The 25344-nt window shown below is 71.2% G+C and carries 22 protein-coding genes and 2 pseudogenes; 14 read left to right on the top strand and 10 right to left on the bottom strand.

Annotated features, from left to right (window positions below):
- Positions 1 to 388 precede the first annotated feature (388 nt).
- The 7 genes and pseudogenes from AC07DI_RS16990 to AC07DI_RS16960 form a co-directional block, all read left to right on the top strand.
- Positions 389 to 1630: pseudogene (locus tag AC07DI_RS16990) on the top strand (MFS transporter); the annotation flags it as partial.
- A gap of 654 nt (positions 1631 to 2284) precedes the next feature.
- Positions 2285 to 3262, top strand: a complete 978-nt coding sequence (locus AC07DI_RS16985; protein WP_478905055.1) for a pyridoxal-phosphate dependent enzyme — start codon at positions 2285 to 2287, stop codon at positions 3260 to 3262.
- The gene (locus tag AC07DI_RS16980; protein ID WP_478905054.1) at positions 3259 to 4188 is read left to right on the top strand and encodes a diiron oxygenase; all 930 of its coding nucleotides are present in this window, start codon (positions 3259 to 3261) and stop codon (positions 4186 to 4188) included. The genes AC07DI_RS16985 and AC07DI_RS16980 overlap by 4 nt, the downstream gene beginning before the upstream one ends.
- A gap of 26 nt (positions 4189 to 4214) precedes the next feature.
- Positions 4215 to 5264 (top strand): ornithine cyclodeaminase family protein, encoded by a 1050-nt coding sequence (locus AC07DI_RS16975; protein ID WP_478905053.1) that lies wholly within the window; start codon positions 4215 to 4217, stop codon positions 5262 to 5264.
- A gap of 20 nt (positions 5265 to 5284) precedes the next feature.
- A complete protein-coding gene (locus AC07DI_RS16970; protein ID WP_478905052.1) occupies positions 5285 to 6256 on the top strand; it encodes an ornithine carbamoyltransferase in 972 nt (323 codons plus the stop codon).
- 89 nt (positions 6257 to 6345) lie between these two features.
- Entirely contained in the window at positions 6346 to 7308 is a 963-nt protein-coding gene (locus tag AC07DI_RS16965) for a methyltransferase domain-containing protein (RefSeq protein ID WP_478905051.1), read from the top strand.
- A 60-nt stretch (positions 7309 to 7368) separates the two neighbouring features.
- Positions 7369 to 8550, top strand: coding sequence for a hypothetical protein (locus AC07DI_RS16960; RefSeq protein ID WP_478905050.1), 1182 nt, complete (start codon positions 7369 to 7371; stop codon positions 8548 to 8550).
- Here the strand turns inward: AC07DI_RS16960 and thpD are convergent.
- The 8 genes and pseudogenes from thpD to AC07DI_RS16920 form a co-directional block, all read right to left on the bottom strand.
- The gene (thpD, locus tag AC07DI_RS16955) at positions 8510 to 9439 is read right to left on the bottom strand and encodes an ectoine hydroxylase (protein ID WP_478905049.1); all 930 of its coding nucleotides are present in this window, start codon (positions 9437 to 9439) and stop codon (positions 8510 to 8512) included. The genes AC07DI_RS16960 and thpD overlap by 41 nt on opposite strands.
- Before the next feature lie 68 nt (positions 9440 to 9507).
- Positions 9508 to 10491: an amino acid ABC transporter permease gene (locus AC07DI_RS16950; protein ID WP_478905048.1), complete on the bottom strand. Its 984-nt coding sequence runs from the start codon at positions 10489 to 10491 to the stop codon at positions 9508 to 9510.
- On the bottom strand, positions 10488 to 11135 hold the full coding sequence (locus tag AC07DI_RS16945; protein ID WP_478905047.1) for an amino acid ABC transporter permease: 648 nt from the start codon (positions 11133 to 11135) through the stop codon (positions 10488 to 10490). Before AC07DI_RS16945 ends, AC07DI_RS16950 begins: the two co-directional genes overlap by 4 nt.
- 55 nt (positions 11136 to 11190) lie before the next feature.
- Positions 11191 to 12102 (bottom strand): glutamate ABC transporter substrate-binding protein, encoded by a 912-nt coding sequence (locus AC07DI_RS16940; protein WP_384248133.1) that lies wholly within the window; start codon positions 12100 to 12102, stop codon positions 11191 to 11193.
- A 192-nt stretch (positions 12103 to 12294) separates the two neighbouring features.
- Positions 12295 to 13416 (bottom strand): hypothetical protein, encoded by a 1122-nt coding sequence (locus AC07DI_RS16935; protein ID WP_478905046.1) that lies wholly within the window; start codon positions 13414 to 13416, stop codon positions 12295 to 12297.
- Positions 13417 to 13472: 56 nt separating this feature from the next.
- Positions 13473 to 14312: a hypothetical protein gene (locus tag AC07DI_RS16930; protein WP_478905045.1), complete on the bottom strand. Its 840-nt coding sequence runs from the start codon at positions 14310 to 14312 to the stop codon at positions 13473 to 13475.
- A 63-nt stretch (positions 14313 to 14375) separates the two neighbouring features.
- A pseudogene (locus tag AC07DI_RS16925) lies at positions 14376 to 15455 on the bottom strand (ketoreductase domain-containing protein); the annotation flags it as partial.
- 18 nt (positions 15456 to 15473) lie between these two features.
- Positions 15474 to 16199 carry a zinc-binding dehydrogenase gene (locus AC07DI_RS16920; protein ID WP_478905044.1) on the bottom strand — a complete coding sequence of 242 codons (726 nt, stop codon included), beginning with the start codon at positions 16197 to 16199 and terminating at the stop codon, positions 15474 to 15476.
- A gap of 121 nt (positions 16200 to 16320) precedes the next feature.
- On the opposite strand from AC07DI_RS16920, the gene AC07DI_RS16915 reads away from it, so the two are divergent.
- A complete protein-coding gene (locus AC07DI_RS16915; RefSeq protein ID WP_478905043.1) occupies positions 16321 to 16635 on the top strand; it encodes a nitroreductase/quinone reductase family protein in 315 nt (104 codons plus the stop codon).
- A gap of 120 nt (positions 16636 to 16755) precedes the next feature.
- Here AC07DI_RS16915 and AC07DI_RS16910 read toward each other — a convergent pair whose 3' ends face one another.
- Together AC07DI_RS16910 and AC07DI_RS16905 are read right to left on the bottom strand one after the other, a co-directional pair.
- On the bottom strand, positions 16756 to 17619 hold the full coding sequence (locus AC07DI_RS16910; protein WP_384248143.1) for a calcium-binding protein: 864 nt from the start codon (positions 17617 to 17619) through the stop codon (positions 16756 to 16758).
- 304 nt (positions 17620 to 17923) lie between these two features.
- Positions 17924 to 18607, bottom strand: coding sequence for a GntR family transcriptional regulator (locus tag AC07DI_RS16905; RefSeq protein WP_384248145.1), 684 nt, complete (start codon positions 18605 to 18607; stop codon positions 17924 to 17926).
- A 116-nt stretch (positions 18608 to 18723) separates the two neighbouring features.
- Between AC07DI_RS16905 and AC07DI_RS16900 the strand changes: the two genes are divergently transcribed.
- Genes AC07DI_RS16900 through AC07DI_RS16875 form a run of 6 tightly spaced genes read left to right on the top strand, consistent with a single transcriptional unit; the run spans position 18724 to position 25273 of the window.
- Entirely contained in the window at positions 18724 to 19728 is a 1005-nt protein-coding gene (locus tag AC07DI_RS16900) for a phosphoglycerate dehydrogenase (protein WP_478905042.1), read from the top strand.
- A 17-nt stretch (positions 19729 to 19745) separates the two neighbouring features.
- Positions 19746 to 20597 (top strand): hydroxypyruvate isomerase family protein, encoded by an 852-nt coding sequence (locus AC07DI_RS16895; protein ID WP_478905041.1) that lies wholly within the window; start codon positions 19746 to 19748, stop codon positions 20595 to 20597.
- A complete protein-coding gene (locus AC07DI_RS16890) occupies positions 20594 to 21271 on the top strand; it encodes a hypothetical protein (protein ID WP_478905040.1) in 678 nt (225 codons plus the stop codon). Before AC07DI_RS16895 ends, AC07DI_RS16890 begins: the two co-directional genes overlap by 4 nt.
- Entirely contained in the window at positions 21259 to 22569 is a 1311-nt protein-coding gene (otnK, locus tag AC07DI_RS16885; protein ID WP_478905039.1) for a 3-oxo-tetronate kinase, read from the top strand. Before AC07DI_RS16890 ends, otnK begins: the two co-directional genes overlap by 13 nt.
- The gene (locus tag AC07DI_RS16880) at positions 22566 to 23927 is read left to right on the top strand and encodes a class II aldolase/adducin family protein (RefSeq protein WP_478905038.1); all 1362 of its coding nucleotides are present in this window, start codon (positions 22566 to 22568) and stop codon (positions 23925 to 23927) included. The genes otnK and AC07DI_RS16880 overlap by 4 nt, the downstream gene beginning before the upstream one ends.
- Complete coding sequence (locus AC07DI_RS16875) at positions 23924 to 25273, top strand: TRAP transporter large permease subunit (RefSeq protein ID WP_478905037.1); 1350 nt, start codon at positions 23924 to 23926, stop codon at positions 25271 to 25273. The genes AC07DI_RS16880 and AC07DI_RS16875 overlap by 4 nt, the downstream gene beginning before the upstream one ends.
- Positions 25274 to 25344: the final 71 nt, after the last annotated feature.

The raw sequence follows: 25344 nt of genomic DNA, 5'->3' as shown, positions 1-25344 counted from the left end.
TCCGCCTCCTGGCGAAAGGGGGAAACACAAATTCCGCCGTGCGTTTCGAGTGGTATCGCCGATCGTCGACTCACCGTAGAGACCCTTCGCGGACATCGGTAGGGAGCCCCCGAGCCGGATCGGGCGTTTTCCGGCCACCGTCCGCGCCATTCCGCCGTCCGGATCCGAATTCAGCCGAGGGGCTGACGTGAGGACTGGTGACACCGTGCAGATTCCGCCCCGGGGACCGCTGCTGTCGCCACAGGAAATATGACCGACCGATTTCCTCGCAGACGAAGGCGTCGGGGCGTGGCAGTGAGGCGGATGTGATCCCGCTGCCTGTCCTGGGCCGCTCACAACCACTCGGCCCGGATTACCACTCGGTGGGGGGCCACTCTCGGGAACTGGCATGAAAACGCTTCGCGCATACCGTAGCTTTCCCCTCGCGGTACGGCTGCTGCTCATCAATCAATTCGGGGTGGATGTCGGCTTCTACCTCCTCATCCCCTTCCTGGTGACCTATCTCGGTCAGGATCTGGGGCTCTCGGCCGCGCTGGTCGGGCTGGTTCTGGGGGTACGGAACCTCAGCCAGCAGGGGTTGTTCGTGCTCGGCGGCTCCGCGGCCGACAGGCTCGGCCCCCGCGGCGTGATCATCTTCGGCTGCCTGCTGCGTACCGTGGGATTCGCGCTGTTCGCGGTGGGGTCGAGCCTGCCGCTCCTGCTCGCCGCCTCGGCGCTGAGCGGGCTGGCCGGGGCCCTGTTCTACCCGGCGGTGCGGACCTATCTCGCCCAGGAGGCCGGGCACCGCAGGGCCGAGGCCTTCGCACTGCTCAACGTCTTCGCAACCGGTGGATCACTGCTGGGGCTGACCCTGGGCGGAGTGCTGCTCCTGGTCGACTTCCGCATCTGCGCCCTCGTCGCCTCCGGCGTCTTCGCGGTCCTGACCCTGGCCCAGATGTACGCGCTGCCCGCCCGCGAGGCCCCGCACTGCGGGACCACGGTCCGCGGGGACTGGAGAGAGGTCCTCGGCAACCGCCCCTTCATCGCCTTCGCCGTGGCCATGGCAGGCATGAGCACCCTGGAGAACCAGGTGTACCTGTTGCTGCCCGAGGGGGCGCGCCAGGTGACCGGGCGCCAGGAGGCGGCGAGCACGGTGCTGGTGATCGGGGCGCTGGCCAACATGGTCTGGCAACTGCGCGTCACCCGGGCGCTGGCCCGGCGCGGTGGCGGCCCGGTGTGGATCGCGCGCGGCATCGTCCTGACAGCGGCCGGTTTCGTACCGCCTCTCCTGGTGTGCGGTTCCGGTGCGCCGGACGACTGGGGCACGGCGGTCCGCAACGCCTGTCCGGTGGTCGCCGGAGCGCTGCTGGTCTATTTCGGCATCATGATCGTGCATCCCCTGGCGATGGAGCTGGTCCCGCTCTTCGGCCCGACGCGGCTGACCGGTACACACTTCGGCATCTTCTACGTCTTCTCCGGTCTCGCCGCCGCCGGAGGCAACGCGCTCGTGGGGTGGACCCTGGACCTCGGCCGGCGCACGGGCCTGACCGCGCTGCCGTGGCTGTGCTGTCTGGTGCTTGGGGCGCTCTCGGCGCTGGCCGTCGTCCGGCTGAACCGCACGGGCGCGCTTCCCGCGGCGGGCGCGGCACCGCGGTCGACCGGGCGCGACGGCTCGGCGGCGACGGCGCTCCCCCGGCCGCGCGGCACACGGCGTCGCACGCCCCCTTGCCCGGCGGCGCAGGGACGGGCGCCGGTGGTGCGCCGGTACCGGGTGGCCGCGCGCCGGCAGGTCCGGACGGTGCCGTATGCGTCGCGCCACTGGGGGGCTCGCCAGGTCGTCCACTGCGGGAGGTGCTGTTGCGGCAGTTGCTGTTGCCGTCAGAGATTCCGGGACGCTTCCTGGTGGCGGTCGATGCCCTGGCGGCTCGGCCTGCGTGCGGGGTGCGGGTGCTGTCGTGCGCACGCGCCGGCTCACCGTGGCGCGTAGTGGCCGCGCGACGCCCTGACGCCCGGACACCACTCCCTCGCAGCGAATACTCCGGAGTGCACCGAAAGAACAGATACCAACAGGTACCCCAAAGGCGCATCATTGGCATATGCCGACAATGGATGGCCGCCGCATCAATATGGCGCATTCCATTCCTTGTGGCACCCCAAACGGGGCCATAGGCTGGGAATAGCGACGGCGCTGTCCCCATATCCGGTTTTGGTGAGACCACGCCACGGAGGTGCCTTGGAGATTTTTCCGGGCCGGTTTCCCGACAACTCGGAACCGGCGAGCGTTTCCTGGTCTCCCAGTCCGGTCGTGCCTCTGGGAATCGAATACGACCATACACTCAGGACTCTCTGGCTGAAACTCGAATCGCATAATCCGTACGGCTCCATCAAAGGGCGCACCGCCTTCGCGCTCTGGCACGACGTCAGGGACCGCATCGATCCCCGTATCGGTCTGATCGAGTCGACGTCGGGAAATCTCGGCCTGGCACTGGCCGCCGTGAGCGCGTCTCTGCAGGTGCCTTTCACCGCCGTCGTGGACCCGCGGGTCAGCCCGTCGGTGCGCAGCGCCCTGAGCACCATGGGGGCGAGGGTCATCGTGGTCGAGGAGCCGGACGGCGCCGGCGGGTTCCTGCTCAACCGCCTCGCCCGCGTCGCGCAGCAGGTGCGCCGCGAGCCGGGGCTCGTGTGGCCGAACCAGTACACGAACCCGGCCAACCCCGCGGTGCACGCCCGGTGGACGGCGCCGGAGCTACGCGCGCAGCTGCCCGCAAGGCGGGTGAGCGTGCTGGTGGCGGTGTCCACCGGGGGCACGCTGGCGGGCTTCCACAGTTATGTCCGCACGCATGAACCGGAGTGGGAACTGATCGGAGTGGATGTCGTCGGCTCGATGGCTCTGGGCGACGCACACGGCGAACGTGTGCTTTCGGGAATCGGCGCGAGCCGGAAGTCGACGTTCCTGCCGCACGGTTACCGGCCGGCCGTCCACGTCGATCCGCCGTCGGCGGTCAGCGCCTGCCTGTGGCTGAAGGAGACGACCGGCATCGCGGTGGGCTCCAGTTCCGGTGCGCTCGTCGCGTCGGCACTGCGGCTGTTCCGGGAGAGCCCCGAACGTACCGACATCGCCTGCCTGTGCCCCGACGGCGGAGACCGCTACCTCGACACCGTCTACTCACCGCGGTGGCGCGCCCAACGGGCTCTGGCCCCGGTCGGCATCGCCGACGGATTCACGGTCACGGCCCCCGTGCCCCCTGAAGACCCCGCCCTGAACGAGGTGAGGCTGCGGTGAGCACGCAGGAGCGCGACTGGTACCAGCGCGCCGGGGTACGCAGCGGTCCCCGGCGCCGCCTGGCGGAGGAACTGGGGACAAGACGGGCCTTCTTCCCCCCGGCCCTGGTGCCCTACCTGAACCACCCGCGGGTGGTGGCGCTCGGCGAGGCGCGCCGGAGGGAGCTCCTCGCCAGGCACCTCTTCCAGTACCTGGACTTCACGGCCCAGTTCGAGACGCGGGTGGTCAACCGCGCCACGGAACGCATCGCCGGGAACCGGTGCGGGGTCGACACGGATGGCGCCGTCCGCCTGGACGCGTACCGCATCTACTGCGACGAGGGGTACCACTCCCTCTACAGCCTCGACGTCATCCAGCAGGTCGCCGCCGCGTCGGGGGTCGCGCCGCTCGCCTACGACTTCGGTCCGTTCCTGCGACGGCTCGACGCGATCGGGACGGAGGCCCTGCCGTACGAGCCGGCCCTGGCCCAGCTGTTGCAGGTCGTGGTCTTCGAAACGCTGATCACCGCGGTGCTCAACGACATACCGAAGGATCCCGATGTGCTGACCGTGGTCCGGGACATCGTCAGGGACCACGCCAAGGACGAGGGCTGGCACCACGTCTTCTTCGCGCGGTTCTTCCGCGAGTTGTGGGCACAGGAGTCCACCGGGTCGCGCGGCCGCATCGCGCGCTGCCTGCCCGAGCTGATCCGCTGCAGCCTGCTGCCCGACCTGCGGCCCGTCCGCGCGTCGCTGGCCGCCGCGGGGCTCGCGCCGTCGACCGTCGAGGAGGTCGTGCACGACTCCTACCCGTCGGCCTCGGTCGACCAGGGCATCCGCAGGGCGTCCCGGCACGCCGTACGGCTCTTCCAGGAGGTCGGGGCCATGGCTGTACCGGGCGGCGCCGAGGCGTTCGATGCCGCCGGCCTGCTGCCGCGAACATCCTGACCGACCGCGCCAACCGAAAGGCGACGATGCCGGAGCAACTGCTCTTTCTCGACAGGGAGGCGGTGCGCGCCTGCCTCGCGCACGTGGATGTCTGCGCGGAGACCGCACGGGTGCTGCGCCGGCACGCCGCGGGCCGGGTGGCGCTGCCTCCCGAGGGCTACCTGCCCTGGACCAACGGCGAAGGCGCGTACTGCCGTTCCCTGGCCATGCTCGGCGCGGTGGAGGACGACGACGGCCCCCCGCTGCGGGGGATCAAGCTCATCAACGCCGCGACCAGCAATCCGTCCCACGGCAGGGAGCGGGCCGCGGGGCTGGCCATGCTCTTCGACCCGGACACCGCCCGACCGCGCGTGCTGGCCGAGGCCGGCTGGCTGAGCGCGACCCGGACGGCCGCGTACACAATGGTCAGCCTGCGGCATCTGGGCCCCGGGCAGTGGGACGCGGCGACGTTCCTCGGCTGCGGCATGCTCGCCCGCGTCCATGCCGGGCTGCTGGTCGCGACGTTCCCGAGTACGACGCGCCTCCATCTCTACGACACCGATCAGCGGCGTGCCGAGGACCTGGCGGGCTGGATCCGCGAGCGGCACCCCCACGTCACCGTCCGGGTGGAGCCGGGTGCCCGGCAGGCGGTGGCCGCCGCGCCGGTGGTGGTGACGACGACCACCGCCGACCGCGGGTACCTGCCGGCCGCCTGGCTCACCCCCTGCACCTTCGTCGCGCATGTGTCCCTGGCCGACCTGCTGCCCGACGCGTTCCTCACCGCGCAGGCCGTGTTCGTGGACGACGTCGCCCTGGTGGCCGACAACCCGCGCAGGGTCCTGGGACGCATGATGCGGGAGGGGCAGATCACGGGCAGTGCGCCGAAGGACCGCGCGCACGGTCAGGACTCCACCGGCAAGGCCCTGGACGGCACCCTCGGCCAGGTCCTCATCGGTGAGCGGCCCGCCGTCCGGCCCACCCGGTCCCACGTCATCAGCAACCCCTTCGGCATGGCCGTCCTCGACGTCGGACTGCTCGGGGCGGTGTACGAGGCCGCCGTCCGCCGGGGCCTCGGCCGGACCCTGACCCTCTACTGACACTCCACCGAAAGGGACCGATGGACAACGACGACTTCTCGCGGCCCGGACCGGCCCCCGCCCGCGGTCTGTTCTCCCTGGCCGAGGTGGAACCGGCCGTGATCAGGGAACTGGCCGCGCGTTCGGTGGAGTTGCACCGCGACCGGTACGCACACGACCGGCCGTTGGAGGGCAGCGTCGCCGGTGTGCTGTTCACCAGGACCTCGACCCGTACGCGTACGGCCTTCACCGTCGGCGCCGTGCGGCTGGGCGCCGTTCCCGTCGCGTACGGCCCGCAGGACCTGCAGTTGAACACCGGTGAGTCGGTGGCCGACACGGGTCGCGTCCTGGGGCGCATGCTCGACCTCCTGGTCGCGCGTACCGCCGGCCCCCTGGCAGAGCTGCGTGAGCTGTCCGTCGAGGGCGGCCTGCCGGTGGTCAACGCGATGGCGTCCGAGGAGCACCCCACCCAGGGGATCACCGATCTCGCCACCCTGCGCCTGGCGGTGGGCGATCCGACCGGTGTGAGCGTGCTGTACATGGGCGAGGGCAACAACACGGCCGTGGCCCTCGCCCACGCGCTGGCGGCCGTGCCGGGGGCCCGGGTCACCTTCAGCACTCCGGACGGGTACGGGCTGCCGGCGGAGGAGTTGACGAAGGCGTCGCGTCGAGCCGCGGTCACGGGCGCCACCCTGGACGAGGTGCACGATCCGGCGCACCTGCCCGATCACGTGGACGTCGTGTACACCACCCGTTGGCAGACGACGGGCACCGCGAAACCCGACCCCGACTGGCGTGAGGCGTTCCGGCCGTTCCATGTGGACGCGACCCTGCTGGCCCGCTGGCCGCAGGCCCTGTTCATGCACGATCTGCCCGCCCACCGCGGGGACGAGGTATCCGGTGAGGTCCTGGACGGGGCCCGGTCCCTGGCCTGGACACAGGCGGCCATGAAACTCACCGGTGCGATGGCCGTCCTGGAGTGGGTGGGCGGGCAGGGCCCCGGACCGAAGTGACGCGCTCCGCACCACATCGTCCGCCTCGCCCCCGCATCGTCCACCGCGCCCTTCCCCGCCGCCCCTCCACCCCGGATCGAGGTCCTGCCATGAAACCGGCCCGCGTCACCACGTACCGGCATCTGACACCGCGTGACCTGGACCCGCCCTCGTCCCCGCAGGTCTTCTTCGAACCGGCCGACACCGAGATCGGGGTCTGGGTGGCGCAGGACCTGATCGACGCGGGCGGCTGTGCGGTCCTGGACCTCGGTTCCGGCAGCGGCGCCGCGGCGGCCGCCATGGCCCGCGCGGGAGCGGACCGGGTCCACGGCATCGATTCGGGAGAGCACACCGTGGCCTGGGCCCGCGAGCACTACGCCTCGTCGGACAACGGCAGCCGCGTCACCTTCTCCCGCGGCGACTTCACCGCGCTGTCCTCCGCCGAACTGCTGGCCACGGCCCCCGCCCCGCTGGGCCGCCCCCTGGTCGTCACCAGCAATCCGCCCTACGTCCCGCTGTCTCCCGAGGCCGACGCCCTGCGCCGCTCCGTCGGCGGGGGGACGGACGGCCTGAAGCTGATACCCGCGGTCATCGCGCACGGCCGTGCGCTGGGGGAAGGCCTGGGGATCACCATCGGCAGCTACTCCAGCCCCCGCAAGGCCGTCGGGATGCTGGCGGCGGCCGGGTTCGCCGTACGCGCCGTCACGCTGTGCCCGCTGCCTTTCGGGGACTTCACCCAGGACCACCCTGATCAGGTGCTCCTCCTTGAGGAGCGGGACGAGGCCGTGATCTGGCGCTCGGGCCCCTGGCCCGCGGCCTACTTCATCGTGGGCCTCGCCTGTCGCAGGGTGGCGGAGGAGGACGGCGTCCGGCCGGGTCGCACGGGTGCGGGGCGAGGCACGGACCCGTACACGAGCCGGTTGACCGGCGACGGACTGATGGAGCTGCTGCGTACGGCCGCCCGCTCGCGCACGACACGGCTTGAGGCCCTGGACGAGTCGGCCGCACCCCACTGGACCGGCCCCCTGCGCGTCGTGGACCTGCCACGGTCCGCCGTCCGCCGGCACTGGTGACCCCTGCGCCCGCCCTCGGTAGCAGAGGGCACCACGCCCCATCCAGCAGAGAGGACGTCCATGGAGCCCGCCGACACCACCGACAGCACCCGCCTCCCCGGCACCCACTCCACCAGCACCTCCTCCGACACCCCTCGGACCGTGCCCGTCTCGCCCGTCAGCGTGACCACCGGCGCCGTCGGACACAGCGTCGACTTCATCCGCCCGCGGCTGCTGACGACCGGGCACCGCCGCGTGTCCTTCTACGCCGGTGTCCAGATCAACGGCGCCCCGCACCTGGGCACCAGCGTCATGCAAGCCGCCACGTTCCTGCTCGCCCGGGCGGCACGGGAGCGGTTCGGTGTCGAGGTGACGCTGCGCTTCGGCGCGCTGGACAACGCCGCCTGCGAGACGCGCCGGTGCCCGCGCACGGGAACGCGGTACGAACGCTCCTTCCGCCACACCTTGGGCGGCACGCGCATAGCGGAGCTGATCCGGACGTACTACGGGGGCTTCTTCGACGCGCTGTCCGTGGCCACCGGCGTCGCCTACGAGATCGAGACGTACACGCGGCAGCAGAGCCGACGCGACTTCCGGCAGGAGTTCCTCGACTCACTGGTCCGCATGGACACCCTGCGGTGGGTGCTCGCGCCCTCGCACGGCGAGGTGTCCCTGAGCCCTCCGTGCCCGCGGTGCGGCTGGGCGCAGAAGCGGGGCGAGCACACCGAACTGCTGACGGCGGGGCCGGAGCGCGCGGAACTGTCGGCGGTCTGCCTCGACCACGGCCGCTATGTGGTGGAGGTCCGGGCGGACGGGTCGGACGACGGGGCGTACATCAGCTCGGGCACGCTCCACCGCAACCTCCTCAAGGAGCGGGTGGCCGCGCGGGAGGACGCGCTCGCCGTGGTGGTCAAGGGGGCCGACTGGGCGGCGGGTTGCCGCCTCCTCGACGAGGCGTTCCTGTGCTGGCCGGGGGCGGTGCTCCCGGCGCGCCTGTTCACGCCGGTGGTGCTTTCGACGTCCGGGGCCAAGCTGTCCAAGTCACTCATCAGGGCGGGGGTGACGGAGGCGACGGCGGACAGCGAGCCCTGGATGCTCGACGCCGGTGCCTGGCCGGGAACGGCCGAGGAGCACGCGCGGCTGGTGCTGGCCCTGGTCTCTCTGATGCTGTCCGAACCGCGGCACTTCGAGCGCGGCTACACCACGCTCGAAGTGTCACGGCTCATCGGCTCGGCCGGTCCGCTGCTCGGGGCACCGGTGTGAGGTCCCGGTCCGCGAGGTAGCGCGGTCGTGTTTCCGCAGCCGCGTAGGGCGTGGTCAGCGGGTTGTCGACGCTGTTGTACACGACGAAGAGGTTCGTCCTGGGGAACGGTGAAACGTTTCCTCCGGAGGCGTGCAGACAGTTGCAGTCGAACATGACGGCGGAACCGGCCGGTCCGGTGAACTGCCGCATGCCGTGCCGCAGGGCCAGTGCCGTCACGGCACTGCGGTCGGCCGGCCCCGCCGGCAGGTTCTTCCCCAGCAGCGACAACTTGTGATAGCCGACAGGGGTGCGCCCGACCGAGGGCACGAAGGTCCGCTGGGAACCGGGAATGATCATGAGTGGGCCGTTGTACGGCAGGTTGTCGGTGAGGGCGACGGAGAAGCTCAGCGCACGGGGTGCGGGCATGCCGTCCTCGGAGTGCCAGGTCTCGAAGTCGGAGTGCCAGCCGAACTTCGAGCCGTCGAAGGCCGCCTTGCAGTTGACCCTGCTCTGGTGGATGTAGACGTCCGATCCGAGGACCTGCCGGGCGCGGTCGGCGAGGCGGCCGGACTGGACCACCCGCCTGAAGACGTCGCTGAACCGGTGGACCTCGAAGACGGAGCGGATCTCCTCGGAGTCCGGTTCCACCACCACCCGCCCGGAAGACCGCAGCGCGCCGTCGGCGGCCATACGCTGGATTTCCTCATGGCACTCGCGCGCTTCGGCGGGTTCGATGAGCGCGCCGAAGGCGAGGAATCCCTCCCGGTCGTAGGCCGCCACCTCGTCGGTGGACAGCGGGCCGGGTGAAGTGTCGTCCCACACCACCGGATGGCGCCGCGCAAAGGGCACCGATTCGGTCTCGACGCGAGTGGGGTAAAGGTCGTCCACACATTCCACAGGTTCGGCCATGCCGATTCTCTCCGTCTACGGGGTGAATGTGCCACGGCCGCCATTAAGCGGCAGCATTGGATACGCCTTTACTTCCCTCGGCCCTCTTCGAGGAAACTGTCACGGGACCGCACCCGCCGATTCCGCACCATTCCGGTCATGGTCACCAGATAGCTCTGCCGATGGCCGGAAGGAATGGTGCACGAATGGCGCGACGCAAGGCGGCGGGCCACCGCGGAAAGCAGAGTGCACGTGACGATGTACAACGAACCGACGACGCACAGGACGGGGAGGTAGGGATAGCCGTAAGGAGTCGCCGTGTTCTGTGCCAGGAGTTTTCCCGCATAGAGAAGCTCCTCGTACATGATGAAGAAGCCGAGCGAAGTGTCCTTCAGTGTCACTACCATTTGGCTGATAATGCTCGGCAACATGGTCCGTACCGCCTGAGGCATGGCCACCACGGTCATCACCTGTGCCTTGCGCATCCCCAACGCATATCCCGCCTCGATCTGCCCCTGCGGTACGGCGCCGACGCCGGCGCGCAGGATCTCCGCCTGGGCCGCGCCGTTGTACAGCGCGATCCCGATGACCAGGGCCCACAGCGTGGGGCTCGCGAAGTTCGCCGCCAGCCATTCACCCGGGCCCGCGAGGTTGTTCCGCAGCAGGTCGGCGACCGCGGTCACGCAGGAGCGCAGCAGGTCGGTGGCGTACAGGGCGAAGACCGTGATGATCACCGGTACCGCGCGGAAGAACTCCACCAGCGCCCCGGCCGGGCCGCGCAGGACGCGGTGCGCCGAGAGCCGGCCCGCCGCGAACAGGAAGCCCAGCAGCAGGGAGAGCAGCACGGCGAGGACGAACGCCTTCACGGTGTCCACCACGCCGGTGAGGATGCGCAGTTGGACCCCGCGGTAGGTGAACGCCTCCCACATCCGCGCGTCGAACTGCCCGGCGTCCGCGAAGCGGAGGAGGACCCAGCAGAGCACGCCACCGGTGACCGCCGCGACCAGCGCCGTGTACCAGCCCTGACGGCGGCGGGCTCGCGGGCCCGGGGCCTCGAACAGTTCGGTCCTCATCGCGGCACCGCCAGTCGGCGTTCGAGGAACCGGAAGCCGGTGCTGATCACCGAGATCAGCAGCAGATAGGCGGCGGTCACCCACAGGAAGACGACCGCTACCGTGTAGCCGCGCTCCACCAGGGTCTTCTCGGTGCTGAACAGCTCGTAGACGCTGAAGCCGCCGGCGAGGGCGGAGTTCTTGACCAGGGTGATCACGACGTTGCTCAGGGGAGGGATCGCCGCCCGGCCGGACTGCGGAAACACGATCAGCACCGCCGTCTGCAGCGTGGACATGCCGAGGCTGCGGGCGGCCTCCACCTGGCCGGTCTCCACCGTGTTGACGCCCGAGCGCAGCGCCTCGCAGACGAACGCCGACGCGTAGCCCCCCATCACCAGGACGGCCAGCGTGAAGTAGCTCGCCCCGGTGAGACCCAGCATGGGCAGGCCGAGCGTCACGCCGAAGAAGAGGACGGTGAGCGGGGTGTTGCAGAGCACCGTCACCACTGACGCGCCGAGCGCGCGGCACAGGGGCACCGGACTGATGCGGAGGGAGACGAGCACGACCCCGAGCACGAATGCGAGAAGCGTGCTGAGGAACATCAGCCTGACCGTGCCCATGAAGCCCTGCCAGAAGAGACCGGCGTTGTCGGTCAGTACCTCCATGGGCGCCTCCAAGCTGCGGTGCAGTACCGCTGGGACGTGGTTCGATACCGCTGGTTCAGTACCTCTGCAACGGCGGCGGTGTCGGCGCGGGAACGCCGGAGCGGCCGAGCGTGGCGCGATAGGCCCGGAGCCAGTCGCCGTTGCGGACGTGGTGTTCCAGCGCGTCGTTGACGGCGTCGCGGAGGACGGCGTCCTGCCGGGCCAGGCCCACGCCGTAGAACTCCTTGGAGAAGGGTTTGCCGACCACTCGCAGGCGTCCCTCGTTCTGAGCCGCGTACCCCTGCAATATGGTGTCGTCGGCGGTCACGGCGTCGACCACGTTCATGATCAGATCCTGTACGCAGTGCGCGTAGCTGTCATGAGACACGACGGTCACCCCGAATTTCGGTTGCCGGATCCGTTCGAAAGGGGTGGATCCGGTCACCGTGCAGACTTTCTTGCCGCGCAGTTCCTTCGGCCCGTGAATGCTCCGGTTCCCCTTCTCGACCAGCAGATCCTGGCCTCCCTGGTAATAGGGTCCGGCAAAGGAGACCTGCTTCTTCCGCTCGTCGTTGATCGTGTAGGCACCCACGTACAGGTCGACGTCCCCCTTGGCGATGGAGAGCTCCCGCACCTGCGGGGCGACCGTCCGCCACGCGATCTCGCGCGGACGGAAGCCGAGATATGCCGCGACCATCTTCGCGATCTCGACGTCGAACCCGGAGCGTTCCCCGGTCACGGGATCCTCGAATCCCATGAATGGGTGGTCGGACTTCACTCCTATGGTTATCGACTTCTTCGCCAGGGCGCGGGAAACAGTCTGCGAACCAATTCCGTGGACGCCGCTTCCGACGGAATATTCGAGGCTCGGCATGCTACGGGTCAGCGCTCCGACGCTTCCCGGTACACTTCCCTCCCTGCCGCACCCTCCCAGAACAAGAGTCAACAGCAGCACCAGGGCCACCGGGCGAGGAATTCGTGCGCGCACCTTTCCTCCTCCGGAGTCATCGGACGCGTCTGCACGAGGGCCCGAAAAGGCGTGCATCGGAAATGGAAGTGGTGTCCCGAGCAGTTTAGCGGCATGCCCGTGCGGCGCTACCGGACGTTTTCGGCAACGGCCGGTTCCCCAGGGGGCGGCCGGAGGCATTCGGCTCCGGCCGCCGCGCGCGGTCTCTCGAGGTCAGGCAATCTTGCGCCAGGTGTCTCCCTTCTCCAGGACATAGGTCCCGGTGTGCCGACGCTGTTCCGCGGCGGGTCGCGGTTTGACGCTTCGGTCCCCGCCGTTGTCGTCGGGCTGCTTCGCGGTGGCACCGGACGGGCGCACACTCTGGCACTTGTCCGGGTTGGTGTAGGTCTGCGCCACGACGGTGGAGGAGTTCGTGGTCGAGGGGCCGTCCACCGTGACGCCCTTGACCAGCTTGCCGGTGCCGTCCACGTGCAGGTCACCGACGACGCGGGACATGGAGTTGAGCGCGCCGAACTGGATCTCGTCGTTGGGCTTCAAGGTGAACGAGACCTCGGTCTCCTCGGAGTTGGTCATGCTCCAGGTGTGCTCCCACGTCCCCTTGAACGCGGCGGTGAACGCGCCGCGCAGGGCGAGGTGGATGAGGCTCTTGAACGCCGCGGTCGTGCTGCCCTTCTCGGTCATCTGGGCCGTGCCGGTCAGCGTGTTCTCCACGGTGGCGCTCGTGGAGGCCGTGCTCTCCGAAGTGGAGTCCTGGTTGGGCCCCTTGTCCTTGGGCGCCGAGTGGTTGGTCTCACTGCTCTTGCTGGTGTTCGACGTGGTGGCGCTGCCCTTGGAGGCGTCCTGAAGGGTCTGCTGCGCCTGGACCTCGCCGGTGTCCGAGCCGCTGACCTCGTTGTCGGTCCAGGCCGTGCCCTCGATGGTGGCGCTGCCGGAGATCTCACCGCCGATGTTGTCGGAACTCGTGCTCTCCAGCTTGACCGTTCGCTTGATGGAAATGTCCGCGCTGGTGCAGTTGATGGCGCCGTCGGACACCGAGTACACGGCGCTGGTGAATTCGCGCTTGCGCTCGGGATCGAGCTTGAACGAGCAGGTGTAGCGCTTGACGTGACCGCACAGGGAGGCCACTTCCTGCACCGACTTCAAGGACTTCTTCCCGTCGAACGCCCGCGCCTCGGGCTTCTCCTCGATGCCGTAGTTGCCGATCCGGTCGGCTCCCGGTGCCGCCGCGGAGGGCAGGGCGGCGGTCAGGGTGAGGGCGGACGGAGCCGGTACCACGACGAGCATGCGGCGGGTCGCCGCTCGTCGGCGCCGGGAGGAACGCGCGGTGCGAACCATGGCTGTTTCCTTTCGTTGTGGGTTCCTGCGAGATCAGGAGGTGACATGCGGCGCTCTCAGTCCCGGGCGCGGGACTCGTCGGCGGCGAGCGGAGCGGTGCGGGTCGTGACGCCCTTCGGCGCCTCACCGATCGGCACCAGGCGGTGAACGTTGCGCAGGGTGGGCGCGCCGATGGAGTTGTCCGGAGTGCGGGCGTTGTCACGGGCGTCGCCACAACGGGACAGCTCGACCTTGCTCATCGGGCCGGTGCGCTGGTAGAAGCGGTCACCGAAGGAGCCGGACGGCAGGTCGGCGAAGACGTCCATCCGCTCGTGCTTGGTGTCGTGGATCAGCGTGCCGGCGAGCCGCTCCCTGGCGCCCTGCACCTCGATCCAGCTCACCTCACCCGGCTGCACGGTCACGGACATCGTCCGCTGCTCCTTGCGCCCGTAGAGCAGCGGGTTGTTCGTCGCCATCTCCAGCGGGTTGCCGTCGGCAGGGGTGAAGCCGGCCGCGATCTGGGCCGCAATGTTCTTGTACCCCTGCCGCACGTCTGTCTGGTGCTCCTTGTTAGGTTCGGCCTGCTGCTGCAACCCCTGCGGACCGGGCACCTGCTGCTGCGGTTTCTGTGTGTCGTTCTCGTGCCGCGAGAAGTACTGCGTGATGTTGTCGTACGGCAACTCCTCCCAGGCGACGGGGCGTTGGTCGGTGACGGCGTTGCGAGTGCAGTTGATGTACGCCTGTCCGACCAGCCGCGGCCGGTCGTAGTACCGGTAGGAATAGCGCTCGTCCTTCTCGAAGTGACACGTCCTGGGCCCCGCCAGGCAGTCCTGCACGACCAGCCGGGCTTCGACCGGCGCCCGTCCCCGGTACGCCTGGGGCATGGGCAGCCGCGCCTTCTTGAGGTCGTACGGCACCGGCGCCGGGTCCTGCGTCGCCCGGAAGTGCGTGACCAGCGGGCCACAGGCGGACGCCTTCCATTACGTCCAGCTGATCCGCGGGTTGTTCTCGCCGGCCGTGAAGGAGTACGAGCGCCCCTCGTGCCAGCTGGGCTTGGAGCGAGTGGTGCCCTCCGTGGTGACGGTCTGCGCGGAATCGGCCGCACCGGCGGCGGATACCCCGTACTCCTGGCCCTTGGTGGGGTCGTCCGTCCCGCAATTGGTGAGAGGGCTGGGGCTGTCATCCCAGGTGACGGTGACGGTGGAGCCCTTCTGGACGCGCCACAGACGGGTGCTGAGCGTGCCGGCGGAACCGTCGCCGAGCGAGGCCGTGTGCAGCACGTTGGCGACGAGCGAGGTGATGTTGTCGGTGAGGGCGGCCAGGGCCTCGTCATGGGAGAGCTGTCCGATCCGGTGCAGCAGTTGTTCGTTGGTGCCGTGTGCTTCGCCGACGTCGAACAGGCCGTGGAAGCGCGGACTGTTCATCCGGTACAGCAGGCCTCGCATGCGGCCCCAGTCCCAGCGGGCCACGTCGGCGACGTCCGCTCCCTGGTGCAGCAGTGCTTCGGCGGCGGCGAAGGCCTCGCCGGTGCGGACGAGGTCCAGGCCGAGGCCTGTCAGGGAGGCGCCCAGCTGGTTGCGGGCGACGTATCCGGTATCCGCGAGTGGTCCCCATGCGATGGCGAGGCCCGGCCTGCCCTGGCGGCGACGGCTGCGTACCAGCGCTTCGAGCCAGAGGTTTCCGGCCACGTACGGAGCTTGTTTGACGTTGCCGACCGTCGCCGCGGCGGAGGAGTACATCAGGAACAGGTCCAACTCCCTGTCGCGGGTGAGCCGGTCGAGGACGACGGCGCCGCCGATCTTCGGACGCAGGACGGCGGCGATCCGCTCCTCGTCCAGGTCGAGCAGTTGCTCGTCGTCCAGATGCATGGCGGCGTGGACGACGCCGCACAGCGGATGCCCGCTGTCGTCCAGCCGCGCCACCACCCGGCTCATGGCATCGAGGTCGGCGGCGTCGGCCGCGTACGCGGTGGCCCGCACGCCCCTCTCGCGCAGGGCATCGAGGGTCACGGCCGCCTCCGGCGCGTCGGGGCCGCGCCGGCTGACCAGGGCGATGTGGCGGGCGCTGAGGCCGGCGAGTCACTGGGCCGTCGCGGCTCCGAACTCGCCGGTGCCCCCGGTGATGAGGTAGGTGCCGGACGGGTTGAGCCGGGGCGCGCGGGTGAGGGGTTCGACCAACGGCTGTTCGTCCAGCGGGTCGAAGGTGACCACGACCTTCCCGATGTGTCGGGAGTGCTGGAGCAGGGTGAAGGCTTCCCGGACGCGTGCCGCGGGGAAGACGCTGTGCGGGATCGGGCTCTGGATGTCGCGTGTCGCCGGGTCATCCAGGTCGGCGAAAAGCTGTGCGGATTGCTGCCGGTCGGCCAGGACCTTGGTGAGGTCGACCCCGAAGAACGCGATGTTGTTGGCGAACGGCTTCAGCAGGAGCGGTTTGTTCTCGTAGAAGTCGCGCTTGCCCAGCTCAAGGAACCGGCCGCCGGACCGCAGCAGTTCGAGGCCGCGGGTGATGCCCTCCGCGGCCAGGGAGTTGAGGACGACGTCGACGCCGCGGCCTCCGGTGATCGAACGTACTTGCCCGGCGAACTCCAGGGAACGCGAGTCCAGCACGTGGGTGACCCCGAGGGTTTTGAGGAAGGTGCGCTTGACGTCGCTGCCCGCTGTGGCGATGACGTGTGCCCCGCGGGCGGTCGCATAGCGCAGCGCGGCCAGACCGACGCCGCCGGCCGCTCCGTGGATGAGCACGGTCTCGCCGGGCTGGAGGCGTGCCAGTGTGCCCAGGCTGTAGAAGACGGTGGCGTAGGCCACCGGCCGGGTGGCCGCTTCGGTGAAGCGACCGCCAGGAGCGCGGCCCGCGCGGCGGCCAGGTCCTCGGGTCCGCTGCGGGACCGCCGCAGGGTCGCGAGGACGGCGCTGACGGTCTGCGGCTGTGCCTGGGCGTTGGGGAGGAGGTACGGGCGCAGGACGGGGTGGGGGCCGACCTCGCGGGGACGCCGGGAGCGTCGTCGTGGCCGCATCGAAAGGCGGCCATCCGGAACACCCCGCCTGGTACCACAACCTGTGCGCCCACCCCGATACGCGGGTGCAGATCGGATCGGAATACCTCAACGTGCGGGCCCGGCGGGCGTGCGCAGCAGAACGGGAAAGACTCTGGCCCCTCCTGCTGCGGGTCTACCGGCCATTCGAAACGTACCGAATGCGGTCAGGGCGCGTCATTCCGTTGCTCGTACTTGAGCCTGTGTGAGCCCTCACAGGGCATGTCCGCTGGGCACAAGGGGTCACCCGCCGGCTCCGTGGCTCAAGCCGGTGGGTGACCCGCGTGCGGTCCGTGCGTGACAGGGAACCTCGGTGTTCAGGGGGCCGTTCAGTCCTGGTGGAGTTCGTTGCGGCCCGGGCCGCCGGAGAGCTTGTCGGTGCCCGCGCCGCCCCACAGGACGTCGTCACCGCTGTTGCCCCACAGCGTGTCGTCACCCGCCTCGCCGTACAGCTTGTCGTTGCCCTTGCCGCCGTAGAGGACGTCGGCGCCGCCCTTGCCGTGCAGGATGTCGTTGCCGTCCTCGCCGTGCAGGTTGTTCGCCTCGCCGGTGCCGGTCAGGGAGTCGTTGCCGGGGCCGCCGAAGCAGTCCTGGCTGCAGTGGGTGAGGGTGTCGTTGCCCGCGTCGCCCCACGGACCGAAGCCGAACGGGCCGCCGCCGCCGTCGAGGTGGTCGTCGCCGTCGCCGCCGTGCAGCAGCGCGGATGCCGACGCCTTGATGGTGTCGTTGCCCTTGCCGCCGTAGACCCCGGCCCAGGCCTGGCTGCCCGGCGCGAGGGTCGCGGTGTCGTTCTTGTCGCCGAGGTCGATGTCGTAGGTGTCGGAGTCGTCCGAGTTCTCCGGGATCTTGAACGCGCACCGCACGGCGGTGCGGTCGCCCGCCGCGGGGTACGCGCACTCGTCGTCCGCCGCCGCGTCGGCGGAGATGGCGATGTCGTACCTGTCGTGGAAGGTGACGATGTAGTACGAGTCGAACTCGCCCCGGTGCTCGATCTTCTCGTCGACCGTCACCTTGTTCTGCTGGCCCGGTGCCGCCTTGTACCAGAGCTCGCCGTCCTCGACGACGACGGAGGCCGTGGCCCGCGCGGCGGACGGGGCGGACGGGGCCGCCTGGGCGATCGACGCCGTTAACCCGGCCGTGCCGAGGGTCAGAGCGAGGGTGGCGGTGGCCGCGATGGTCCGGTGAATGCGCATGCGGAAGTGCCCCTTAAGGGTGTGCGTGTGCAGTGGTGCTTTTGGTCACCCGGTTAGACAAGGGGCCCCGGAACGGAGTTGCCCGAAGGCTCATGAACAGCGGCGGACGGAGTGGTGACCGGTACGTGGACGGATGAGGCGACCGGCACGCGGGCGGCCCCGAGTGACGTACGTCGACGGCCGAGGTGACCGCCGGGGCCGGCGCACAGGCTGCGCGCCGCCCGGCTCTCGGCCCTCCCCGACCGCCCGGCCGTCAGTCCTCCCCGACCGCCCGGCCGTCAGTCCTTCCCGACCACCCGGCCCGTCAGCCCTCCCCGACCGCCTGACGGTCGGTCAGGGCCCGTGCCTTGGCGTTCTCGATGTGCTGCCGCATCTCGTTCGCCGCGCCCTCCGCGTCGCCCGCCGCCATCGCCGCGTGGACGGCCCCGTGTTCGCGGGCCGGGGACTCCGCCTCCGACGACCCCAGCTCGGTGAAGAGCCGGAAGCGCTGGACGTGCCCGCCCAGGGAGCGGTACGCCGTCTCCAGGAAGGGGTTGTCGCACTGGGCGGCGATGCGCAGGTGGAAGCGTTCGTCGGCGGCCCAGTAGGCGCGTACGGACGCCGAGCGGGGCGCGGTCGCGTACCGCTCCAAGTCGTCGATGCTCGCCTTGAGTTCGGCCAGGAACTCCGGCGTGGTGCGGCGCGCGGCCTCGTGGACCATCGCGGGTTCCAGGACGAGGCGCGCGTCCATCAGCTTGATCAGTTCGCGCTCGGTGAAGAGCGGGGCGACGCGGTACCCCTTGAGAGCCTCGCGCCGCACCAGGCCCGTGTGTTCGAGGCGGGCGAGAGCTTCACGGAGCGGGGTCTGGCTGACGTTGAGCTCGCGGGTGAGAGCCCCGATGTTGAGGGACTGGCCCGGCGACCAGAGTCCGTCCATGAACTGCCCGAGCAGCACCTCGTACATCTTGTCGGCAAGGGGTTGCCGGGCGGGCGGGCGGGTCGTAGCCATCGTGCCTCCTTCGACGCCCGACCTTAGCGCAGCGCCGCGCCCCTCTTGATCGCCGCATGATTCTATACTATTTTGCCACTCGCTATAGTATAGCGATGGATCAAGGAGGATCCCCGATGCGCGATGACGACGCGTGTGTGCTGGTGACCACGGCGTATCTCGAACCCGGCGGCGAGGTCGACCGGCTGCTGCGGGACGCCGGATTCCGTACCGCCTTCGCCCGCCCCGCCGACCGGTGCGAGCCCGCACGGACCTTGCGTGCCGCCGTCGCCCACTCGGCGGCCGTCGGCATCGTCGCCGGGACCGATCCGTTCACGGCCGAAGTCCTGGCGGCCTCCCCCGGGTTGCGGGTCGTCGGCCGCTGCGGGGCCGGATACGACAACGTGGACGTGGCCGCCGCCACCCGGCGTGGCATCGCCGTCACCCACACCCCCGGCGCCAACCGGCAGTCGGTCGCCGAGCACGTCCTCGGCCTGATGATCGGCTGCGCGCGGGGCATTCCGCAGAGCGTCGCCGATGTGCGCGCGGGAGGCTGGTCGCAGCCCAGCGGGCGGGAGTTGGCGGGCGCGACGCTCGGCGTCGTCGGGCTCGGCTCGATCGGGCGGACCGTCGCCGGGCTCGCCCTGGCCATCGGCATGCGCGTCGTCGGCCACGATCCGCACGTGGACCCCGCCGTCCTGGAAGAGAGCGGGGTGGCCGTGCTGCCGCTGGCGGAGGTGCTGCGCGAGGCCGACTTCGTGACGCTGCACCTGGCGCTCGACGAGTCGACCCGGCACCTGATCGACGGCGCGGCGCTGCGCGTCATGCGGCCCGGCTCCTACCTGATCAACACGGCGCGGGGCGGCATCGTCGACGAACAGGCACTGGCCGCGGCCCTTGCCGACGGCCCTCTCGCGGGCGCCGCCCTGGACGTGACGGAACACGAGCCACTGCCGCCGGACTCCCCGCTGCGGGCGTTCGACAACGTCCTGGTCACCGGGCACATCGCGGGCGCGACGACCGAGGCCAGGGCACGCTCCAGCCTCGCGGCGGCCCGGCAGGTACTCGACGTACTCCGCGACCGCACGCCGCAGCACCTGGTCAACCCGGAGTACGTGACGGCCCGGGCGGGGGCGCGGTGATGGGGGACATGGGCCGGGTGCCCGCTCAGCGGGGCGGGGCACCGTCCCGGTCCGCGCACCCCGCACCCGTCCTGCGGATACCCGGCGGCCCCCTCCTCGCCGCCAACCTGAAGTGGCTCTTCACGGAGTTGCCCTTCGAGCGGCGCTTCGACGCCGCTGCCCGCGCGGGCTTCGCCGGTGTCGAGTACGCCGCGCCCTATGCGTATCCCCCGGCACGGCTGCGCGCGCTGCTGGACGGCTCGGGGCTCCGGCAAGTGCTCATCAACTCCCCAGCGGGGCAATCAGGTTCGCCGGAGCGCTCGGGGACCGCCTGCCATCCGGGGCGCACCGCGGACTTCCTCGCCGGGGTCGAACGCGGCCTGGAGTACGCGACCGAACTCGGCGCGGGACTCCTGCACGTCCTCGCCGGTGTCACACCGCCGGAGGTCGGCCCCGAGCGCGCTTTCGCCACCTATGTCACCCATCTGGTCCGGGCCGCCGATCTCGCGCGGGACACCGGCGTCCGGCTCGTCGTCGAGGCGCAGAACGAGCGTGACGCGCCCGGGTACTTCCTGCGCACCCAGGCCGGGGCCAGGGCCGTCGTGGAAGCGGTCGGCACCGAGCGCGCCGGGCTGCTCCTCGACCTCTACCACGCCCAGGTCACGGAGGGGGACTTGGTGCGGACGCTGCGCGCCTGTCTGCCGTACGCCCTGCACCTCCAGATCGCCGACCCGCCCGACCGCACCGAGCCGGGCACCGGCGAGATCCGCTGGCCGCGCGTCTTCGACGAACTGCGCGAGGGCGGATACGAGGGCTGGATCGGCTGCGAGTACCGGCCCGCGCACGGCACGGTCGCCGGACTCGGGTGGCCCGCGGAGGTGACGTCGTGAGCGCCTGCGCCGCCCCGAACCCCCGCCCCGCCGCCGCCCGTCCGCGCATCGCGCTGATCAGTGCCACACCGGCGGCGACCGGCCCCGCCGTCGCCGGGCTCGCCGAAGCCTTTCCGCGGGCCGACCCCTGGAACCTGCTCGACGACACGCTGCTCACCGACGCCGAGGCGCGGGGCGGGCTCACCCCGGACCTCGCGGACCGGATGCGGCGGCTCATCGACTACGCCGTCCGGGGCGGCGCCCGGGGCGTACTCCTCACGTGTTCGCTGTACGGGCCGGTGGCGGAGCGCGCCGCTGCCGGGGTGCCGGTCCTCGCGGCGGATTCCGCGGCGTTCGCGGAGGCGCTCGCGGGCGGCCATCGCCGGGTCCTCGTCCTGGCCACGTTCGACGCGGCCCTTGCGGACTCCCTGAGCCGCTTCCGCGCGGCCGCGGCCACCGCCGGCTCCCGTACCGAGGCCGTCGGGCAGGTGACCGTCCCCGGTGAACCGCCCGATCCGGCGGGAGCGGACGCCGTCCTCCTCGCCCAGTACTCGCTCGCCCCCCGGGCCGACGAACTGTCGGCCGCCCTGCGACTGCCGGTGTACGCCGGACCGCGCGCCGCGGCCCACGCCCTGCGCGCCGAGATCGAGGAGCCCGATGGGTTCGAGGAAGGAGCCACCACATGCTCGGAGTGATCGCCGACGACGTCACCGGCGCCAGTGACGTGGCCCTGGCGCTGCGGGAGAGCGGCCTGCGGACTCTCTTGTACTTCGGGGTGCCGCGCCCGGACGTGGCGGCGCCCGGCGGGCACGACGCGGTGGTCGTCGCGCTCAAGAGCCGGATGGCACCGGCCGCCCTGGCCGTCGAGGAATCGCTCGCGGCGCTGCGCAGGCTGCGCGGGCACGGGGTGCGGCAGGTCTACTTCAAGTTCTGCTCGACCTTCGACTCCACCGCCGACGGGAACATCGGGCCCGTCCTCGACGCGCTCGCCGACGCGCTGGACGCCCCGACGGTGCTCCTGACGCCCAGCTCGCCGCAGCACGGCCGCACCCAGTACGAGGGTCAACTCTTCGTGAACGGCGTGCCGTTGGCCGAGTCCCCGATGCGCCACCATCCGGTGACACCCATGACGGACTCGTCGGTGCCCCGGCTCCTGGGCGCCCAGACCGGCCGGGCGGTCGGACTCCTGCGCTGGGAGACGGTGCGCGCGGGCACCGGGGCCGTCCGCGCGGCCGTCGCCGACGCCGCCCGGCGCGGGGTCCGCTATCTGCCGGCCGACGCGCTCACCGCGGACGATCTGCACGTCCTCGGCCGTGCCGTCGCCGACGCGCCACTGGCCGCGGGGGCGGCCGGGCTCGCCGGGGGGCTCGCCCGCACTCTCGCGGGCGGCGCCCGGGACCCGGACGAGGATGACGATCCGTTGGACGCCTGGCCCGCGGCCGTGCTGTGCGGGAGCTGCTCGGCGCGCACGCTCGAACAGCTCGACGTCCTGCGGTCCCTCGGCCGCCCCGTACACCGGCTCGACCCCGTCGCCGAGCCGGACCCCGCGGCACTCGCCGCCCGCGCCCTCGACTGGTACGACGCACTGCCGCCGGGGCCGTCAGGAGGGGCGCCCGTGTTCCATTCCTCCGTGCCGCCCACGCAACTGCGGGAGATCCAGCGCGCGTTGGGCGCGGACCGGGCGGCGGCCGATCTGGAGGAGGCCACCGGCCGGATCGCCGCGGGGCTCGTGGCGCGCGGGGTGCGGCGGGTGATCGCGGCGGGCGGCGAGACGTCGGGCGCCGTAGTGGCCGCCCTCGACGTCACCGGCGGCTGGATCGGCCGGGCCGCGGCGCCGGGCGTGCCCTGGATCCGCCCCACGCCCGGCCCCCCGATCTCCCTGCTGCTCAAGTCCGGCAACTTCGGCGGCCCCGACTTCCTCGCCACCGCCTCCGCGCCACCCACGGCCCACTCCCCCGCCCCGCACGGACCACACCGAGGAGCCCGCCGATGACCTCCTTCGCCCTCCATCGGGCCGGACGCGCGGCGCTCGTCGCCACCGCCCGACGGCTGGCCGCCCGCGCACTCGTGCACGGCCGCACCGGCAACGTGTCGCTGCGCACCGACGACGGCGCGATCCTCATCACCCCGACCGGCGCCGACCTCGCGACCGTGGCCCCGCACGAGCTGTCCGTCATCGACGCCGACGGAACCCATCTCGACGGGCCCCCGCCGTCGAAGGAGGCGTTCCTGCACGCGGCCGTGTTGCGGGCACGCCCCGGCGCACGCGCCGTCGTCCACACGCACTCCACGCACGCCACCGCCGTGTCCTGCCTGAACGGCCTCGACGCGGACGACGCGCTGCCGCCGCCCACCGCGTACTTCGCGATGCGCGTCGGACGGCTCGCGCTGCTGCCCTACTTCGCGCCCGGCGACGTACGCCTCGCCGATGCCGCCGAGGAGAAGGCCCGTACGCACGCGGCGTTGCTGCTGCGCCACCACGGCCCCGTCGTGGCGGCCGCCGGGCTCGACGGGGCCCTGGAGGCCGTCGAGGAACTGGAACAGACCGCACGGATCCACCTCTTGCTGCACGGCACGGACCACGCACGCCTCACCGAGGAGCAGCGCATGGAACTTTCCGCCCGATCCCCTCGATCCGCCCGATCCTCCCGACTCCCCCGCGCCGTCGCGCTGTTCAGCGCCCTGGCCATCAAGAAGGCGCTGGACGACACCGTCCTCGAGGCGTTCACCAGCACCTCCGGCATCGGGATCGACGGCACGTACGAGCCCACGAACGTCCTCGTCGACCGGATCGGGGCCGGGGCCCGCCCCGACGTCCTGGTGGGCGTGACGGGTGCGCTGGAGAAGCTGGCCGCCTCCGGGGTGCTCGACGCGTCCTCGCTGCGCCCGCTGGCCCGGGTGGGGATCGGGGTGGCCGCGGCGCCCGGCGCCCCCGACGTGGACCTCACGAGCACGGAAGCGCTCGTGCGGACGCTGACCTCCGCGAGCTCGGTGGCGTACTCCCGGACAGGCGCGAGCGGTGTCGCGTTCGCGGATCTCCTGGAGCGGCTCGGCATCGCGGACGCGGTCAACTCGCGTGCCACGGTGGTGGAGAAGGGATTCACCGCGCTAGCGGTGCTCGACGGCCGGGCGGATCTGGCGGTGCAGCAGCTGAGCGAGCTGCGCTTCGTGCCAGGGGCGCGGGTCGTCGGACCGCTGCCCGAGGACGTCCAGCACTACACCGACCTGTCGATCGCGCTCGGCGCGGAAGCCGTCGGCCGCCCGGAGGCCGCCGCGCTGCTGCGCCATCTCACCGGCGACGCCGCACTGGAGGCGTACCGCGCGGCCGGCCTGGAAGACCCACGGCGGTGAGCGCGATCCTCGCCCTGGTGGCGTTCATCGGGGTCATCATCGTGTGGAACGTGGCGTTCAAGCGGAACATCGGCGAGGCCATGATCCTCGGATTCCTCGCGAGCGCCGTGTTCGCGGGCGCGGACGCGGCGCGGGTGGCCCGGGAGTGTCTGGTCGAGGGCCTGAAGTCGGAGATCACGTTCGCGGCCCTCGCGTTCGTCTTCGTCAGCGAGCTGCTCACGCGCACGGGACTCGTGCAGCGGATGATCGACATTCTCAGCTCGCTGCTCGGCCGCCGCAAAGGCGGCTCCGCGTACGCGGCGACGGTCGCCTCCGGCCTGTTCGGCGCCGTCGCGCACAACGGCGCGGCGATCGTCGCCACCGTCGGCTCGCTGGCCATCCCGTGGATGAAGCGGTCCCGGGCCAGCGGCGAGACGGCCGCGCTCGTACTGTCCGGCAACGCGGGCGTCGGCGCGACCTTCCCGTTCAGCGGCGCCTTCTTCGTACTGCTCGCAGCGCCGACCGTGATGCCCGTGCTGACCTCGCACGACGTGGTCGCCACCCTGTTCGTGACCGGGGCGTGGATGGTCGCGATGCGGCTCGTCATCGCGTACGTCATCGTGCGGCGGCGGGGGGTCGGCACGATGGCGCCGCAGGACATCAGGCCGCTGCGCCAGTCGTTCGGCGCGGGCTGGACCTCGTTGCTCGTCCTCGCCGCCGTCGCGGTGCCCGTCCTGCTCACGACGGGGCCGGGCAGCGACTGGGCGACGGACCGGCTCGGCGGCCTCGACGCCTCCGACGCTGTCCCGCTCCTGGTGTGGCTGCCGGTGATGATGCTGATCGCGGGGCTCCTGGTGGAGCGGCGGGCGCTGCCGCGCGGGGCCGGTGCCTGGTGGCGGATGCTGGGCGAGATCGGGCCGAAGCTGGGGCTCGTGGGCGTGACGATGGTGTCCGCGTTCGCGGCCTCGGAAGTCCTTGACCGGCTCGGCCTCGGCGAGCAGCTCGCGCCGTACCTTCAGGACCTGGAAGGCGTGCCGCCGGTGGTGGCGGCGCTCGTGGTGGGCCTGGTCATCGTCATCGTCGCGGGCCCCCTCAACACCACCTCGACGCTCGCGGCCGTCGGCCCGGTCGCCTTCGCCGCGCTGATGGCCGCCGGGATCCCGGCCCATGTGGCGTTCGCCGCCGTCATCGTGTGGGCCTCCTCCGAGGGGTGCTCACCACCGGGCGCCGCCCCGCTGTACGTGGCCGCGGGCATCGCCGACATCAATCCGGCGCGCATCTTCATGCCGGTCGCCCTCTACTACCTGGTGCCGTCCTACCTGTTCGGCGTGCTGATAGCGGTGGGCGCGCTGTGGATCCCGGGCTGAGGGGCGCAGGGGGCGCGAGCGACGCACGGGCCGAGAGTGACGCACGGGGAACACCCAGAGACGCACCGAGA

This window comes from Streptomyces sp. NPDC044106, assembly GCF_056433985.1.
Note: the sequence above shows the minus strand (reverse complement) of the source record. Positions and strands in the feature narration are given on the sequence as shown.

Coding starts and splice junctions, on each gene's coding strand:
- AC07DI_RS16905 (WP_384248145.1), bottom strand. CDS start 18,607: ATGGCTACGACCCGCCCGCCCGCCCGGCAACCCCTTGCCGACAAGATG.
- AC07DI_RS16900 (WP_478905042.1), top strand. CDS start 18,724: ATGCGCGATGACGACGCGTGTGTGCTGGTGACCACGGCGTATCTCGAA.
- otnK (WP_478905039.1), top strand. CDS start 21,259: ATGCTCGGAGTGATCGCCGACGACGTCACCGGCGCCAGTGACGTGGCC.
- AC07DI_RS16910 (WP_384248143.1), bottom strand. CDS start 17,619: ATGCGCATTCACCGGACCATCGCGGCCACCGCCACCCTCGCTCTGACC.
- AC07DI_RS16975 (WP_478905053.1), top strand. CDS start 4,215: ATGCCGGAGCAACTGCTCTTTCTCGACAGGGAGGCGGTGCGCGCCTGC.
- AC07DI_RS16950 (WP_478905048.1), bottom strand. CDS start 10,491: ATGAGGACCGAACTGTTCGAGGCCCCGGGCCCGCGAGCCCGCCGCCGT.
- AC07DI_RS16965 (WP_478905051.1), top strand. CDS start 6,346: ATGAAACCGGCCCGCGTCACCACGTACCGGCATCTGACACCGCGTGAC.
- AC07DI_RS16960 (WP_478905050.1), top strand. CDS start 7,369: ATGGAGCCCGCCGACACCACCGACAGCACCCGCCTCCCCGGCACCCAC.
- AC07DI_RS16935 (WP_478905046.1), bottom strand. CDS start 13,416: ATGGTTCGCACCGCGCGTTCCTCCCGGCGCCGACGAGCGGCGACCCGC.
- thpD (WP_478905049.1), bottom strand. CDS start 9,439: ATGGCCGAACCTGTGGAATGTGTGGACGACCTTTACCCCACTCGCGTC.
- AC07DI_RS16880 (WP_478905038.1), top strand. CDS start 22,566: ATGACCTCCTTCGCCCTCCATCGGGCCGGACGCGCGGCGCTCGTCGCC.
- AC07DI_RS16970 (WP_478905052.1), top strand. CDS start 5,285: ATGGACAACGACGACTTCTCGCGGCCCGGACCGGCCCCCGCCCGCGGT.
- AC07DI_RS16945 (WP_478905047.1), bottom strand. CDS start 11,135: ATGGAGGTACTGACCGACAACGCCGGTCTCTTCTGGCAGGGCTTCATG.